The following is a 14815-nucleotide window of genomic DNA, read 5'->3' on the forward strand; positions in this document are numbered from 1 at the left end:
TCCGAACTGCCCTTTACCGGCTGCGCCGGGGCCTACTTCTTGACCGCCCTGATCTGGTCGAAGTGGCTCCACAGGCCTGCAATGTTGCCGGGCCACTTCCAGCTCTCCACAACGTCCGGGTTCAGGACGATCTGCGGCGGGATGTAGAAGAGTTTCACAGCGATGTGCGCCGGGAAGGCGATGTCGCCTATCTGCCGCAGGATGACGTTCTGGGCGTCCTCACCCATCGTCGCCTGCACTTGGTGGATGAGGTCTGATATCTCCAGGTACTCAAAGCCGCCGCCGCGCGGGGGGATGTTGCTGTTGTGCACGCGGAAGCTCTGGATGTTGATGGGCGCCCCGCTGAAAAGGGACATGTAGTTGCTGAACTCCAGCGCCTGCTGCGACCCCCTGAACGTGGCCGCGGGGGTCTGGTCAATCGTCGTCGAGATGCCGGCGTCGTTCCACATGCCCGCCATAGCCTCCATGACGTCCGGCGCCTGCGGGTATCCGCCGACCGGGATCACCTGCACAGTGATTTCCAGCGGGTTGCTGGGCCCATAGCCTGACATCTCCAGCAGGGTGTGGGCTGCGGCCGGATCGAACCCGTACTCCGCGTCATAGGCGTCACGCCACGCCGGATTGAAGGCCGGGCTGTCCTCTGGAATGCCAGACATGATCATGTTCACGCCGGCGCCGCGGAAGAACGCCTGGTTCAAGGCGTCCTTGTCGATGGCCTTGTTCATGGCCTTCCGTACGTTGGGGTCGACAAAGGGCGAGTCACAGTGGACGTAGCCGCATGGCGTCCCCTGGGCCTCATAGCGTGTGTACGTCGTGTCCAGGTAGCCGCCCTTGAAGGCGCCGAAGATGCGCTGACCCGGCAGGCCGCCCTGTTCCACGCGGAAGCCGTCCCTCTGGACGAGCTCCGTCGAGTCGGCGCCGAGCTGCGTGATGTGGATCTCACCGGCCAGCAGGCCTGCCAGCCGGGTCGACTCCTCATTCGTCCACCGGTACTCCAGGCTGGCAAACTCCGGCGTATGGCGCCAGTGCTCATCGGGAATGCGTTCGAACCGGATGTAGGACTCCTGCTCACGGCTCTCAAACTGGTAGCCGTTGGTGCCGGCGAGGGGGCGGGAGGTGACAAACTCTTCTCCCAGCGCCTCATAGTCCGCAACGCTCATGATCTCCATGCCGCCGATGTGCTCCGACATCCGCCGCTCCTGCTCGGCAAGAGGGCGGGGAAGCTTCCAAATGAACTCAAGATCGGAGATGGCCTCGATCTCCACCGTGCGGTAGTTGCGGGCGTGAGGGTGCGTGGCATCCTCCGCGCCAAACTCGTTCACCGTGAATTCAACGTCGCGGTAGGTCAACGTTCCCGCGCCGTTGTGGAAGGGGATTCCATCCCGCAGCTTGACGCGGAAGTCCTGCCCATTGGGCTCGATGGCCCACGACTCTGCGAGTTGCGGCACCAGCTCGCCGCTGATGGGGTCGGTGCCGATGAGGTACTCATACATCGGCTTGACCTGGATGTGGTCCTGCACGCCCAGGCCGCGGCCCACGTTGTTGGAAATCAGGGCGGGCGCGATGGCCCCGATGACGACCACGTCGACGACGGGCTCCATCATCGCGTCGTCTGCCGGCATGGCGTCAGTGGTCGACGCTGCCGGGGCGGCGGTCGGCGCGGCCGCTGATGAGCTGCTCGACGATGTGTCCGTGGCGGTCGTCGTCGACGACCCCGACGTGGTGGTGGTCTCCTCGTCGTCACCGCCGCACGCCGCCACGGCGACGAGCGTCAGGGCAACGATCACCATGAGCGTCATGAGCCGTACCAGCAAGCTGTGCCTCATTTCCTTGCTCTCCCTCCCAAGATATGCCGCCTTCCCGCGGCGCAGTCTTGCCCCCCGAGGGTTGAGGAGCCATAAAGGCCAATTCTACCCTAAGTCTTCACTCCCGCAAGCCTTCCCGCCTCCAGGTAGGCCTCGCCAAGGGTCTTGAACGTCTCCGACACCTGCCCCTTGAAACGGATGTTGTAGAACAGGGGCTGGTAGTCCTCATACAGCTCGTAGATCTCCGCATCCCCGTTGGGCCCGGCGATCACCTCAATCCTAGTCTCTTCCGCCATGTGCGGTCTCCGTGTTCGAGCGTTGGGTCGTTTCGGGCGTCCGCCGCGAACGGAAAGAGGCGCGCCCCTCGTTTGAGGAGCGCGCCTCTTTCCGTTCCTATCCTTCCGCCATCTCCATGGCGCGCAAGTTGGCCCACTGGTGGTCCAGGGTGGCCTCGATGCCGTTGACGCCGTTGGGCAGGATGGTGGAGATGGACTGTACCATGTACAACTCCGGGCTGTCGACGCCGGGCGGCGGGGTGCCGTCCTCCCGCAGGGCGATGGCCGCTCTCGCAAGACGGCGGCGCATGCGGATGATGCCCGCGTCCGTCACGCCGAGGTGCTCCTGGTCGCGCTTGTAGATGACGCCCATGCTCTCCGTCATGCCGTTGTCCTGGCCGCGGCCGGGGATGCCGCTGAAGCCAAGGCCGCCTTGCTTCCGCCGCTGTGCCTCACGGTCGATGAGGTAGTCGTTGCGGGCGTTGCCGGCGATCTTGAAGCGGTCATACCAGCCGGTGCCGTTCTTGGACGCGTCGCGGTGGAAGGACGTCGGCAACCCGTCGACCTCGGTCGCCCCGCCGAAGCCCGGCCGGGGCGGCTCGCTGCGGTCGCGGCAGCTGACGTGCCAGCGCATGGAGTTCTCGTCGTCCATGGGGACGACGGCGATGAAGGACTTCTCCCGGAAGCTGGCGGGGATCATGGCGTAGAAGGGGAAGAGGAAATGGGCGACGCGCCAGTAGGTGCTGTCCTCCTCCGCCGGGCGGTTGTTGCCGGACGTGCAGCCGAACTCCGTATCCTTGACGAAGTGGCGCGCCCAGCGGGTCTTGAGGGCGTACTTCTCAAAGGTCACGTCGGGCTCCTCGATCTCCTCCGGCTTGCGGGCGCCCGCGTGGAGGAAGCTGACGTGGCTCGTGTCGTAGTCGCCCTCCAGCGACTGCATCCAGTTGCACTCCGTGTAGTAGGCGTTGATGGTGTACGCGCCCTCCGGCTGCAGGTTCGCGACCAGCGAGGGCAGCGGCGGCGGGGTCTCCCGGGGGCCCATGTACACCCACACGAAGCCGCCGCGCTCCTGCGTGCGATACGTAATGGCCCTCACCTTGTCGATGAACCGGCTCTCAGGCGGCTCCGACGGCATGTCGATGCAGTTGCCGCGCACGTCGAACTTCCAGCCGTGGTACACACAGCGGAGGCCGCCCTCCTCATTTCGGCTGTAGAAGAGCGAAGCGCCGCGGTGGGGACAGGAGTTGGCAATGACGCCCACCTGACCGTTCGTGTCGCGGAAGGCGATGAGGTCCTCACCCAGCAGCTTGAGCCGGACCGGTTCACAGTCCGGGGCGGCCAGCTCCTCAGACATCAATGCGGGCATCCAGTACTCCCGCATGAGATCGCCCATCGGCGTGCCGGGGCCTACCCTGGTCAGGAGTTCGTTCTCTTCCTTGCTCAGCATCGCCGTACACCTCCTGTGCTACCCCCTGGTTCCTCGCCAATGAGTCTACGCGCCGACGGGCACCCGCTCTGTGGTCTCGTCGAAAGTGACGCTCTTGTCCAGCACCTCGGCCACAGAACGGACGCGGAAGGTTGCGCCGCTGCGGGGAACCTCGGGTTCCGCGCCCTCCATCAACTCCCGGCACGCCTTCAGGTACATGCGGCGCATCGCGATGATGGGCGCGTCGGACGTGCCGAGGTGCTCCCTGGTCCGGTCGCAGATTGGGCCCATGCTCTCCTGGATGCTGGCGTCCTGGACCGAGATGTCTTTGATTCCCGTAAAGGTCTGCGTCCTCTGCACCTCCCGGTCGATGCCGTAGTCGTTGTCCTTGTTCACGACGGAGCGCATGGTGCGGGGCTCCAGCTCCAGGAAGCTGGCGCTGTGGCCCTCGTCCTCCCGGAGCGGCCTGCTGGCGTTCCAGCTGTACGTGAACATCCAGCAGTTGTCGTCGTCCATGGGCACCCAACCGTGGCCGCTGTAGGTGCGCTCGTCCGCATTTCCGGCGCCGCCGGGGATGATGGTGAAGAAGGGCAGCATGAAGGGCGTGAGCCGCCAGTAGTACTTGTCGTCCTCCGCCTCACGGTTGGCGCCGTAGACAAAGCCGTAGCTAGTCGTCTTTACCCTGAAGTGGGGCGCGCCGTCCCGGTTGGAGAGGCTCTGGTTTGCCGGGTCGTCACGCTTGGTGGGCGTGAGGCCGAAGTGGAGGTAGGAGATGTGGCTGGAGTCTATGCCGCCCTCAACGCCCTGCACAAAGTTGCTTTCCTGCACGCGCCGGGACACCCTGCGGTGGCTCTCCGGCACGAAGGCGTAGCCGACCTCCGGCAGTTCCGGCATGAGCTCCGCCGGACCCATGTACGTCCAGATGAAGCCGCCCCAGTCGCGGGCGGGGTACGACTTGATCTTCACCTTGTCCCTGAAGTTGCTCTCCGCCGGCTCCGACGGCATGTCGACGCAGTCGCCGTTCACGTCGAACTTCCAGCCGTGGTAGACGCAGCGGATGCCGCACTCCTCGTTGCGGCCGAAGAACAGGCTCGCACGGCGGTGCGGGCAATAGTTGTCGACGAGGCCGACGTCGCCGTTGGTGTCGCGGAAAGCTACCAACTCCTCAGACATGATCTTGACGCGCACGGGCGGGCAGTCCGGCTCCGGAAGCTCGCGGGCAAGCAGTGCGGGAACCCAGAACCGGCGAAGGTACTCGCCCATAGGCGTGCCCGGCCCGGTACGGGTGATCAGCTCGTTGTCCTGCTGGCTCAGCATGAAACGACTCCTCTCGTGAAGCGATTACCCTGCCGTTGGGACGTCCTCCGGGTACATCTCCGGCAACAGCACCTCGCGCCACGGCCGCTTGGCGTCGAACACCTTCTCAATTGCGCGCGCGGCGTAGTACGTGGTGGAACGAGCGCCGCGCGGGTCTGCGCCCTCGGCCACGTCACGGGCCGCTTCCATGACCAGCTTGCGCATTGCGATGACGGCAGAGTCCGCCGGGCCAAGGTGTTCACGGGAGCGGTCGACGATCAGGCCCATGCTTTCCTGCACGGCCCGGTCCTGGGCATTGATGCCCGTGATACCGGTGAAGGTCTCGGTCTTCTGGACATCTCGGTCAATCAGCCAGGCGTTGCGGATGTTGCCCTGGGCGCGGAAGGTCACCTGGTCGACATAGGGCCAACCGTTGGCGGAGCCTTCCATCGTCCGTTCTCGCTCCGACATCTCCCCTTCGCCAAAGCTGTAGTGGAAGTTCCAGACCATCACGTTGTGGTCGTCGATGGGGACCCAGTGGTGACCCGCGACCATCTCGCGGTCCGGCGCGCCGGCGCGGCCAATCTGCTGCGGCCGCAACTGCGTGAAGGGCATGATGAAGTGGTACCCACGCACGTACTGCTCGTCCTCGTCCAGTGGGCGAATGCCGGTGTAGCGGTAGCCGTAGTCGGTCACGTCCACCTCCAGGGTGGGCGCGCCGCCGCGCACAAAGGGCGTCGAGGGCTGGATGCCCTCGGAACTGGCATTCTCCTTGAGCTGACGGTGCAGGATGGGCGCATGGGAGCTGTCGATGCCGCCCTCCAGGGCCTGCAACCAGTTGCATTCCTGGATGACCTTGGTCACGCCGCGGTGGGTCTCCGGAACGCGGGTGTACTCGAAGTTGGGCAGCGGGGGCTTCTTGTCGGTCGGACCCATGTAGACCCAGATGACGTCGCCCATTTCGACGGCGGGGTAGGACTTGACCTTGATCTTGTCCTTGAATGCAACGGGCTCGTTCATCTGCTCAATGCAGTTGCCGTGGACGTCAAACTTCCAGCCGTGGTAGACGCAGCGCAGCCCCGCCTCCTCGTTGCGGCCCAGCCACAGCGACGCAAGCCGATGGGGGCAGTTCTCGTCCAGGATGCCGATCTCGCCGTTGGTGTCCCGGAACGCCACAAGGTCCTCGCCGAGCAGCCGCAAGCGGACCGGCGTGCAGTCCGGCTCCGGCAACTCTCGCGTGAGCAAGGTCGGGAGCCAGTAGCGCCGCAGCGCATCGCCCATGAGCGTGCCGGCGCCCACCCTCGTTACCTGTTCGTTTTCTTCCCTCGTCAGCATTGCCTTTCCTCCTGAGTTGAAAGTCCCGATTCAAGCCCGGCCAAGCTCAACATAGGCAAGACGAGACGGAACTGTTGGCATAATCCTCCAGAATGCACCTTGCGCCAATACACTCTTATTGTCAATAAGTTAGTACGGGAATCTGGAATGAGCGACAATGAGTGATGGCCACTGGTTGCGCTTACGAATAGTGACTATTCGGAAAATGAAACCGCCGCCGGCATCACACCAGCGACGATATAATTACTGTGTTGGTCGGGGCGATTGGATTTGAACCAACGACCCCCTGCACCCCATGCAGGTGCGCTACCGGTCTGCGCCACGCCCCGACGGTTTCACCAGTATACCAGCGCCCTGATGCGTCTTCAATGAAGCGGCTGACTATCGGCGCATCATTTGCTGCAGTTGTGCCATGCCTCTGCCCTTGCCGCCGGAGAACTGCTTCATCATGCGCTGCATCTGCCGGAACTGGTTTAGCAGCTGGTTCACCTCTTGCACGCTGGTGCCGCTGCCCAGAGCGATGCGCCTCCGCCGCGAGGCGTTGAGCACGTTGGGGTCGCGGCGCTCGCGAGGGGTCATGGACAGCACGATGGCCTCGACGCTCTTGAGGTGGCCGTCGTCGACCTCATCGACGTTCAGGCGGCCCTTCATGCCGGGGATCATCTCCAACACCTGGCCCAGCGGTCCCATCTTCTGCACCGCTCGGAGCTGGTCCAGGAAGTCCTGCAGGTCAAACGTGGCCTTGCGGAGCTTGCGTTCCATCTCCTCGGCCTGCTCCCGGTCGACGGCATCCTGCGCCCGCTCGATGAGGGTGAGCATGTCGCCCATGCCCAGGATGCGGGAGGCGAGCCGACCCGGGTAGAACGGCTCCAGCTCATCCGTCTTTTCGCCCACGCCCATGAACTTAACGGGCACTCCGGTGACCGCGCTGATGGAAAGTGCCGCACCGCCTCTCGCGTCGCCGTCCATCTTGGTGAGGATCAGGCCTGTCAGACCGACACGCTCGTTGAATGCGGAGGCGGCGTTAACGGCTTCCTGACCAGTCATGGCGTCGACGACTAGGACGACCTCCTCTGGATTAACGGCCTTCTTGATCTCGGCGAGCTCCTCCATGAGTTCGTCGTCGATCTGGAGGCGGCCCCCGGTGTCGATAATGGCCCACGGGCAGCCCTGCCGCGCCGCCTCGGCTGCGCCGTTCTCGGCTGCACGCAAGGCCGTCGACGACAATGGCGATTCCTGGTAGACAGGTATGTCAAGCTGCCTGCCGAGGGCGGCAAGCTGGTCGACTGCCGCAGGGCGGCGCAGGTCCGCAGCAACGAGCATCGGCTTGGTGCGGCTGGCCGCAGCGAGATTGAGGGCGAGCTTGGCAGCGGTAGTCGTCTTGCCTGAGCCCTGCAGTCCCACGAGCATGAGTACGGCGGTTGCGTTGGTGCCGTGATGCAGGCGATGGTCGCCTGCGCTGAGGATGATCGTCAGCTCCTCATTGACGACTTTGACCACCTGCTGGCCGGGATTCAGCCCTTGCAACAGGTCTGCGTCGAGGCACCGCTCCTTGACTTTCGCGACGAACTCCCGCGCGACTCGGAAGTTGACATCGGCCTCCAGCAGGGCAACGCGTACCTCCTTGAGCGCCTCGTCTATATCCTTCTCTGTGAGTCGGCCCTTGCCCCCAAGCCGTTGGAAGACGGCGGAGAGCTTTTCGCCAAGCGCGTCAAACATGGGTGACCTCCTCGTTTATTGTAGGGGGGCGAAGCAGACGCAGCAAACCGGGAATCACGGAACTTTCCCGCACACCTCCCGCGCCCGCGCTGTGCTACGATTCACCTACCACCAACCGGAGGCCTCGGGCACCATGGTCCCACTGCACCTGCGTCTGTACAACTTCCTCAGCTATCAGGGCGACACGGAGCTTGACCTGCGCGGCATCCACGTCGGCTGCCTCTCCGGCGACAACGGAAACGGCAAGTCCGCGCTGCTCGACGCTGTCACATGGGCGCTATGGGGTTGGGCCCGCGGACGGCGCTACGGCACGGGCGGCAGCTCGCCTGACGAGCTCGTGTACCAGGGCCAGACTGACATGGAAGTGGCGCTGACGTTTGCGGCAGGGGAGGCCACGTATCGCATGATGCGCAAACACTCGAAGGGAGGCGGCCGCCGCGGCGCGGCCCGCATGGTTGACCTGCAGGCCGCCACCGGCGACGGGTTCCGGTCGCTTACCGAGGGCTCTGTGGCGGAGACAGAGGCGCAGGTGCAGCGGCTGCTGCGCATGAGCTACGACACCTTCGTGAACAGCGCGTTCCTGTTGCAGGGCGAGGCGGACCGCTTCACCACCAGCAAGCCGGCCCAGCGAAAGGAGACGCTCGCCGAGATCCTCGGCCTCTCGCTCTATGAGCGGATGCATGTCCGCGCAAGGGAGCGGGTGCGTGAGTACGACTCGCTGCTTATGCGAAACCAGCTGGATCGCGACCGGGCAGAGCAGGACCTCGCCTCCCGCCCCGCGGTCGGGCAAGTGCTGGACGAGGCCCGGCGAATGCTCGAAGGGCACGCCCCGCTGCTGGCTACCGCTCGCGCCGATGAAGCGGCGTTGGAAGCCCGCGTGACCGCGCTGGACGGGGTGCAGGAGGAGGCAAACCGGTTGCGAGTTGCCGTAGCCCAACGCATCGAAGAGGCTGAGCGGCTGGAATCGCAGGGCAAGCAGGCGCGCCTTCGGGCCGAACGGCTCGAGGCCGTGCTGGCGCGCCAGGAAGAGATTCTTCACGGGGCTTCATTGCTCACAGATGCAAGGGAACAGTTACAGGAGTTGGACAACGAACAGCAGCGGGACGCTTTCCTCGAGCGGCAGGCCCTCGATCTGCAACACACCATTGCGCAGGCTGGGGAGAGGTTGACTGCCGAATCCGCACGGCTAGAGGACCGAGTGGAGCGAGAGTTACGTCCCAGGATGGAGCGTGGCCGGTTAGCGGAGGCTGCTCTAGCGAACACTGCAATCGAGGAAGCGTCCGTAGACCGTCAGCGCGAGGCCGTGCTGGCGCTTCGGGCCGAACTCGACAGTACGACGCGCGCCATTGCGCAGCTAGAGACCGACAACCAGCGACTGGACGACGAGTTGACGGAACTGCGAAGCAACTACCGGATGCTCCGGGAGGGTGAGTCCCACTGCCCCCTCTGCGGCACTCTCCTCGGCGCCGACGGTCTCGCGCATTTGCGACAGGAATTCGAGGAGCAGGGGCGCGAACGACGCTCGCGGTTCGACCGCAACGGCGAAGATCTGGCGCGCCTGGCGCCCAAGCGAACAAAGGCGGAAGCTGAGCTCGCCAGAGCAGGAGCCAGTCTTGAAGAGGCCCAGCGCCGCCACACCGCGCGCCTCGCCGAATTGCAGCGAGAGGTGGAAGAGGGCGAGATCGCAAAGGATGCGCTTGCCTCGGTAACGCAAGAACTTGAGGCGGCCATGCGCCGGATTGACGGCGTAAGCTTCGCCCTGGAGGAGCGGCAGAAGCTGGCCGCAGTTGAGGCACGGCGGTCGGCAGTGGCTTATGATGCCGACTATCACGCCGAAGTACGGCAAACTGTGCGGGAGCATGAACGCTTCGCAGACCTCTCTCGTGAACTGCGGGACGCCGAGGAGCGGTTGCCACAGGAACGCGAGGCCCTCGCGGAGTTCACGTCGCTGGCCCGGTCTCGGCAGGAGGAGGCGGCGGAGGCGCGGCTGCAACTCTCGGAGACCGCGGGACGTCTGGAGGAGGCGCCCGTGCTTCGAGCTGATCTGGAAGCGAAGAGAGACGAGCGCCGGTCGCTTGAGGCGCGCGTTGCGGATTTGCGGGGGACAGAACGGATGCATGCGTTGCTGCTCGAACAACTCGCCTCCCGCGAGGTTGACCTAGCTGCGCTCAGCCAGGCACTCAGCGAGTTGCAGGCAGCACGGACGTCTTACGGAGTGCTCGTCGAGGCCTTCGGCAGGGGCGGTATTCAGGCGCTCCTCATCGAGGCGGCACTGCCGGAGCTGGAGGCGCAGGCTAACGATCTGCTCGCAAGGCTCACAGACCATCGCATGATGCTATCGCTGGAGACGCAGCGCCAGAACCGCAGCGGTAACGTCTCAGAGACGTTGGAAATCCGCATCGCAGACGAGTTGGGGACTCGCAGCTACGAACTCTTTAGCGGTGGCGAGGCCTTCCGTATCGACTTCGCCCTGCGCGTTGCGCTTGCCAAGCTGCTGGCCTCGCGTGCGGGTGCGCCCCTTCGCACCCTCTTCTTGGACGAGGGCTTCGGCACGCAGGATCCTGGGGGTCGCGAGCGGCTGGTAGAGGCAATCCAGACTATACAGGACGAGTTCGACCTTATCCTCGTGGTTACGCACATCGAGGAGATGAAGGAGGCCTTCCCGGTACGCATCGACGTGAGCAAGGACGACAGCGGCTCATCATTGCAGGTCGTGTGGGCATGACGACTGGACGGCGTATCGCCGTGTACGGGCCTACGGGCTGCGGCAAGACCAGCCTCGGCGCGGAGGCTTCTCAGCGGCTGGGCTTTCCTCACCTCGACCTGGATATCGTGCACTGGCTTCCCGGGTGGCAGGAGAACCCTCGAGAGCAGTTTCGCGCCGACGTCGTCGAGTGGCTGGACGCTCGGCTGGGTGGATGGGTCTGCACCGGTAACTACGCCAGCGTGGTAGGTGACCTCGTGATGGCACGGGCCGACACGGTGCTTTGGTTGCGGCTGCCCTTTAGAATCGTGTTCTGGCGGCTTCTTTTGCGCACGCTGCACCGCTCCGTCACTTGGGAGCTGATGTGGGGCACCAACCACGAAACCTTTCGCAAGGGCTTCATGAGCCGCGACTCGATCCTGCTCTGGTGCATCACTCACTGGCGCGCGCACCATCAAAACGTTAGCAGGGCCATTGCCGAGCACGCGCGTAATGCAGTGGTGTTCGAACTACGCTCCCCTCGGCAAGTGCGCGAATGGCTGGCGGGGGTGCCTCGCCTTGACCCCCCTCTCAGGGCAGCGATACACTGAGGATGCCCCTTGCCGAGTGGTGCAGCGGTAGCACGCGTGGCTCTGGACCACGTAACCCTGGTTCGAATCCAGGCTCGGCAGCCACAATGGACAAGGGCTAGAACCCCGTCGCGTCAGTCCTCCGTCGCATCAGACGCGACGCGCCCATGAGACGCACCGAAGCCATTAACGGCCACATGGCCGTTTCTTCCGGCGACACCTCCATGAGCAGGCCCAATGAGGCTGATGGCCAGGGAACCCGTATTCGGGTCGCGGTAGACGCCGACCTCGACACCGAAGGCACCTGCAATCCGCTTGGGCGTCAGAACCTCATCCGGCGTGCCCTCCGCCAGCACGCGGCCCTCGCTCAGCATCACGAGGCGGTCGCAGAAGCGCGCCGCCATCGTCAAGTCGTGGATGGCTGCGACGGCCGTCAGTCCGTCGTCAACCAGATCGCGCACCAAGCCCAGAATTTTCAGTTGGTGCAACACATCCAAATTGGCGGTGGGTTCGTCCAACAACAGGATGCGCGGCTGCTGGGCCAGTGCGCGGGAGACGATGACCCGTTGGCGTTCGCCGCCGGACAGGGTGTCGAGTGTGCGGTCGGCGAACTGTTCGGTCTCGGTCAGATGCATCGACTCTTTTGCGATGCGTGTATCCTCCCGGCCCTCGATCTGGAAGCGGCCCAAATGGGGATAGCGCCCCATGAGCACAAGCTCCATCGCCGTGAATCCGTGCGTGTACGGCATGATCTGCGGCACGATTGCCATGCCCGCTGCAACCTCTCTCGACGTTAGGGATCGCAGGTCCGCGCCGTCAAGGTGAACGCTCCCGCCCTGAACGCGGAGCACGCCCGAGATGGCTCGCAGAAACGTCGACTTCCCCGCGCCATTGGGGCCGATGAGGCCCACCATCTGTCCGTGGTGCGCTTCCAGGTCAACGCCGTCCAACAGCGTTTTAGCCTCTACTTGAAAGAAAAGGCTCCGCGCTCCGACTGCCGGTGGTCTGCCGCTTCTCATCATCGTTACTCCGCAAGGCTGAATGCAGGTGATGGAGCACCCGTGAAGGCATCGGGCCACAGCATCCGGGCAAGGTCTTCCGCGCCGCGAATGTTCCAGTAAGACAGCGTCGTAAAATGTTTACTTTCCACCACAAAGACCCTGCCGCTCTTGATGGCTGGAATCTCAGCCAGGGTCTCGTTGTTCAAGAGACTCTGGCGGAACTCGTTCGCACCAAAGGCAACCGGCTGGGGGATGATAATCACATCGGGAGCCATCGCGATGACGCCCTCAAAGCTCGTTGTCTGGTTGCCCTCGATACCAGCCTCCTCGGCGGCGTTGACGCCGCCGGCAGCGACAATGACGCCGCCCTCGGTCGAGTTGGCGCCTGCGACCCATAGTGTGTCCGAGTATTGCGTGATGGCAAGCACGCGGGGCTTAGGGGACGCGATGCTTGTCACCTCTGTGATGGCCTCGTAGCGAGCACGCACCTCCGCAGCGAACTGCAAGGCACGCTCCTCCTCGCCAAGGATGTAGCCAATGAGCAGGATGCTGTTGATGCGGGCCTCCGGGTCCTGTTGCAGCTCCGTTTGCACCACCGGAATACCCAGCCTCCCCAGGGCGTCGATGGCCTCCTCCGTAAAGAACGGACTTGTCACAACCACGTCCGGCGAATGGGCGATAATCGTCTCCGGGTCACGCGTAACCTCAGGCTTGCCCTGCACCAACCCAAAGACGTTAGAGTAAGTCTCGTTCTTTGTGGGGGCGCCGACGGCAACCAGGCGGTCGGCCGGCGCCAAGGCCAGTACCGTCTCATCGTGGCCAACCGACGCCGTTATGATGCGCTCCGGCTTGGTGGGGATGGTCACTACGCCGTTCAGGCCTTCCACCAGCCGTGGCCATCCAAAGTTGGCCGGATCCACGATGCCCTCAACAGACACCCACGACGGAACTGGCGTAGGAACCGCCGTTGGGGTCTCGCCCGTAGGCGTGTAAACAGCGGCCGTTGGGGCTGAGGAAGGAATCGGGTGCGTCGTCGGCTCAAGGGCCGGAGCAGATGTCGTTGGGGTAGGGCCATCGGATGAGCAGCCTGTCAGGAGCGACGCGAGCAGCAAAATGAACGGAAGGAACAGGGCCCGTAAACGGTGGAATAGCAAGGTTTCTCCTTTCAGTTACCGGCGTCAGAGGGAGTACGCCTGCCGCTTGTTCCGGATGAGCAACAGGATGAAGAACGGCGCGCCGACGAATGCAGTCAGCACGCCGACACGAAACTCTGCCGGTTGAATGATGGTACGAGCAAAGGTGTCGGCGAGGATGACGAAAACTGCGCCGCCCACAGCGCTCATAGGGATGAGCACCCGGTGGTCAGGACCCATAACGAGCCGCAGGATGTGCGGCGTCACCAGCCCCACAAATGCGATGGTCCCGCTGACCGCAACTGCGGCGCCCGTCGCCAGCGCGGCCGCCGTCAGTAAGACTGTGCGCGTAAACCCTACACGCACACCCATTGACCGCGCCTCATCATCGCCAAGCGTCAGCAGGTTCAGATCGCGTGTCAAAAGCGCTATCACGGCGGCGCTCCCGATGATGAGCGGCGCAGAAATGCGCACGTGTTCCCAGGAACGAGAGTCGAGACCCCCGGCCAGCCAGAACAGGATCTCCCGGAGTGCCTCGTTGTCCGGTAGCAGGATGATGATGGCGGAGACAATCGCCCCGAGGAAGGCATTGACTGCGACGCCTGCGAGCAGCAGCGTCGCCATGGAGAAGTGACCGCCAACGGCCGCGATGCCGTACACGAGAAATGTCGCCGCGATTGCGCCAACGAATGCGAACGTAGGCAGCGCGAGAAAGAAGAGCCCAGCCGCGCCTGTCGCGATGGCGACGACAGCACCCACGGCGCCACCCGCTGAGACGCCTATAATCCCCGGATCCGCCATGGGATTGCGAAAGAGGCCCTGCATCGTGGCCCCTGCCACGCCGAGAGCCATGCCCACCGCACCGCCGACCACTATACGCGGCAAACGTATCTGCTCGATTACGAGCTGCTCGGTTCGAGTGAACTCCCCCCCGTCCAGACCCAGGAAACCCAGCATGATGGCCGCGACGTGGCTGACAGGAATGCTGACAGGCCCGAGGCTCAGTGAGACCAGCCCGCAGACGAGAATCAGCAGGCATAGCACACCGCCGCCCAACGCGAGCCGTACGCTCACTCTCGCCCGGCGATAACCCTCGACCCTTGTCAAGGACGCCACACGCAACAAGAAGACCTCCAGCAGCTCTCCGCTGGAGGTCGATGCGTCGCGACGATGTGCCTGAACGCGCGGCGTCCGAGGGACCCTCTCTGGTGCGGAGAGTGGTCACCTCCCGTTCAGGCAGGTCTCCTGGCTCGCGGGTGGACTGTCCCTGCCAAAGCCCTTCCCATCGCGTATGCGACGGTGGGCGCCGGCCCTCTTCCCGCTTACAGTGGCGCTACCGCGGCGGACTTGCACCGCCTTCCCTATTCTCCCTGAATGGGCACCTGAACAGGCTGTGATCTGATGTGAACGAGGCTGACATGGTAGGAGCCCGCATGATGGTCTGTCAATAGAAGTAGCCCGCGCTCCCAACCCGTTCGCCCTGTCCCCGCCCCCCGTCGTTCCTGCGCAGGCAAAGCCTGCCCCTGCGAAGGCAGGGGAACCCCAGCAAACC

General features: G+C 64.1%; 11 protein-coding genes, 2 tRNA genes and 1 riboswitch. Of the genes, 3 read left to right on the forward strand and 10 right to left on the reverse strand.

Features of this window, described 5'->3' with window-relative positions:
* Positions 1-32 precede the first annotated feature (32 nt).
* The 7 genes from OXC99_10370 to ffh all read right to left on the reverse strand — a co-directional run bounded on the left by OXC99_10370 (position 33) and on the right by ffh (position 7856).
* On the reverse strand, positions 33-1826 hold the full coding sequence (locus OXC99_10370; GenBank protein MCY4625387.1) for an ABC transporter substrate-binding protein: 1794 nt from the start codon (positions 1824-1826) through the stop codon (positions 33-35).
* 89 nt (positions 1827-1915) lie between these two features.
* A complete protein-coding gene (locus OXC99_10375; GenBank protein ID MCY4625388.1) occupies positions 1916-2101 on the reverse strand; it encodes a hypothetical protein in 186 nt (61 codons plus the stop codon).
* Between the two features lie 97 nt (positions 2102-2198).
* Positions 2199-3527 (reverse strand): Rieske 2Fe-2S domain-containing protein, encoded by a 1329-nt coding sequence (locus tag OXC99_10380; protein MCY4625389.1) that lies wholly within the window; start codon positions 3525-3527, stop codon positions 2199-2201.
* 45 nt (positions 3528-3572) lie between these two features.
* Positions 3573-4823, reverse strand: coding sequence for a Rieske 2Fe-2S domain-containing protein (locus OXC99_10385; protein MCY4625390.1), 1251 nt, complete (start codon positions 4821-4823; stop codon positions 3573-3575).
* A gap of 24 nt (positions 4824-4847) precedes the next feature.
* Entirely contained in the window at positions 4848-6137 is a 1290-nt protein-coding gene (locus OXC99_10390) for a Rieske 2Fe-2S domain-containing protein (protein MCY4625391.1), read from the reverse strand.
* Positions 6138-6389: 252 nt separating this feature from the next.
* A tRNA-Pro gene (locus OXC99_10395) sits at positions 6390-6466 on the reverse strand.
* A 52-nt stretch (positions 6467-6518) separates the two neighbouring features.
* Positions 6519-7856, reverse strand: a complete 1338-nt coding sequence (gene ffh, locus OXC99_10400) for a signal recognition particle protein (GenBank protein MCY4625392.1) — start codon at positions 7854-7856, stop codon at positions 6519-6521.
* Positions 7857-7989: 133 nt separating this feature from the next.
* Between ffh and OXC99_10405 the strand changes: the two genes are divergently transcribed.
* From OXC99_10405 to OXC99_10415, 3 genes are all read left to right on the forward strand, one after another.
* On the forward strand, positions 7990-10581 hold the full coding sequence (locus OXC99_10405) for an SMC family ATPase (protein ID MCY4625393.1): 2592 nt from the start codon (positions 7990-7992) through the stop codon (positions 10579-10581).
* The gene (locus tag OXC99_10410; protein MCY4625394.1) at positions 10572-11150 is read left to right on the forward strand and encodes an adenylate kinase; all 579 of its coding nucleotides are present in this window, start codon (positions 10572-10574) and stop codon (positions 11148-11150) included. Before OXC99_10405 ends, OXC99_10410 begins: the two co-directional genes overlap by 10 nt.
* 10 nt (positions 11151-11160) lie before the next feature.
* Positions 11161-11234: transfer RNA gene (locus tag OXC99_10415), tRNA-Gln, on the forward strand.
* Positions 11235-11263: 29 nt separating this feature from the next.
* Here the strand turns inward: OXC99_10415 and OXC99_10420 are convergent.
* The 3 genes from OXC99_10420 to OXC99_10430 all read right to left on the reverse strand — a co-directional run bounded on the left by OXC99_10420 (position 11264) and on the right by OXC99_10430 (position 14337).
* Positions 11264-12079 (reverse strand): ABC transporter ATP-binding protein, encoded by an 816-nt coding sequence (locus OXC99_10420; protein ID MCY4625395.1) that lies wholly within the window; start codon positions 12077-12079, stop codon positions 11264-11266.
* 74 nt (positions 12080-12153) lie between these two features.
* Positions 12154-13050 (reverse strand): ABC transporter substrate-binding protein, encoded by an 897-nt coding sequence (locus OXC99_10425; protein MCY4625396.1) that lies wholly within the window; start codon positions 13048-13050, stop codon positions 12154-12156.
* Positions 13051-13308: 258 nt separating this feature from the next.
* Positions 13309-14337, reverse strand: coding sequence for an iron ABC transporter permease (locus tag OXC99_10430; protein ID MCY4625397.1), 1029 nt, complete (start codon positions 14335-14337; stop codon positions 13309-13311).
* A gap of 143 nt (positions 14338-14480) precedes the next feature.
* A riboswitch (cobalamin riboswitch) is annotated at positions 14481-14664 on the reverse strand.
* Positions 14665-14815 lie beyond the last annotated feature (151 nt).

Source organism: Chloroflexota bacterium (assembly GCA_026713825.1).
Taxonomy (GTDB): domain Bacteria; phylum Chloroflexota; class Dehalococcoidia; order Lucifugimonadales; family UBA1127; genus UBA1127.

What these genes read in the sequence shown, in the direction of transcription:
- OXC99_10370 (MCY4625387.1), bottom strand. Translation starts at nt 1,826, where the DNA reads ATGAGGCACAGCTTGCTGGTACGGCTCATGACGCTCATGGTGATCGTT.
- OXC99_10375 (MCY4625388.1), bottom strand. Translation starts at nt 2,101, where the DNA reads ATGGCGGAAGAGACTAGGATTGAGGTGATCGCCGGGCCCAACGGGGAT.
- OXC99_10380 (MCY4625389.1), bottom strand. Translation starts at nt 3,527, where the DNA reads ATGCTGAGCAAGGAAGAGAACGAACTCCTGACCAGGGTAGGCCCCGGC.
- OXC99_10385 (MCY4625390.1), bottom strand. Translation starts at nt 4,823, where the DNA reads ATGCTGAGCCAGCAGGACAACGAGCTGATCACCCGTACCGGGCCGGGC.
- OXC99_10390 (MCY4625391.1), bottom strand. Translation starts at nt 6,137, where the DNA reads ATGCTGACGAGGGAAGAAAACGAACAGGTAACGAGGGTGGGCGCCGGC.
- ffh (MCY4625392.1), bottom strand. Translation starts at nt 7,856, where the DNA reads ATGTTTGACGCGCTTGGCGAAAAGCTCTCCGCCGTCTTCCAACGGCTT.
- OXC99_10405 (MCY4625393.1), top strand. Translation starts at nt 7,990, where the DNA reads ATGGTCCCACTGCACCTGCGTCTGTACAACTTCCTCAGCTATCAGGGC.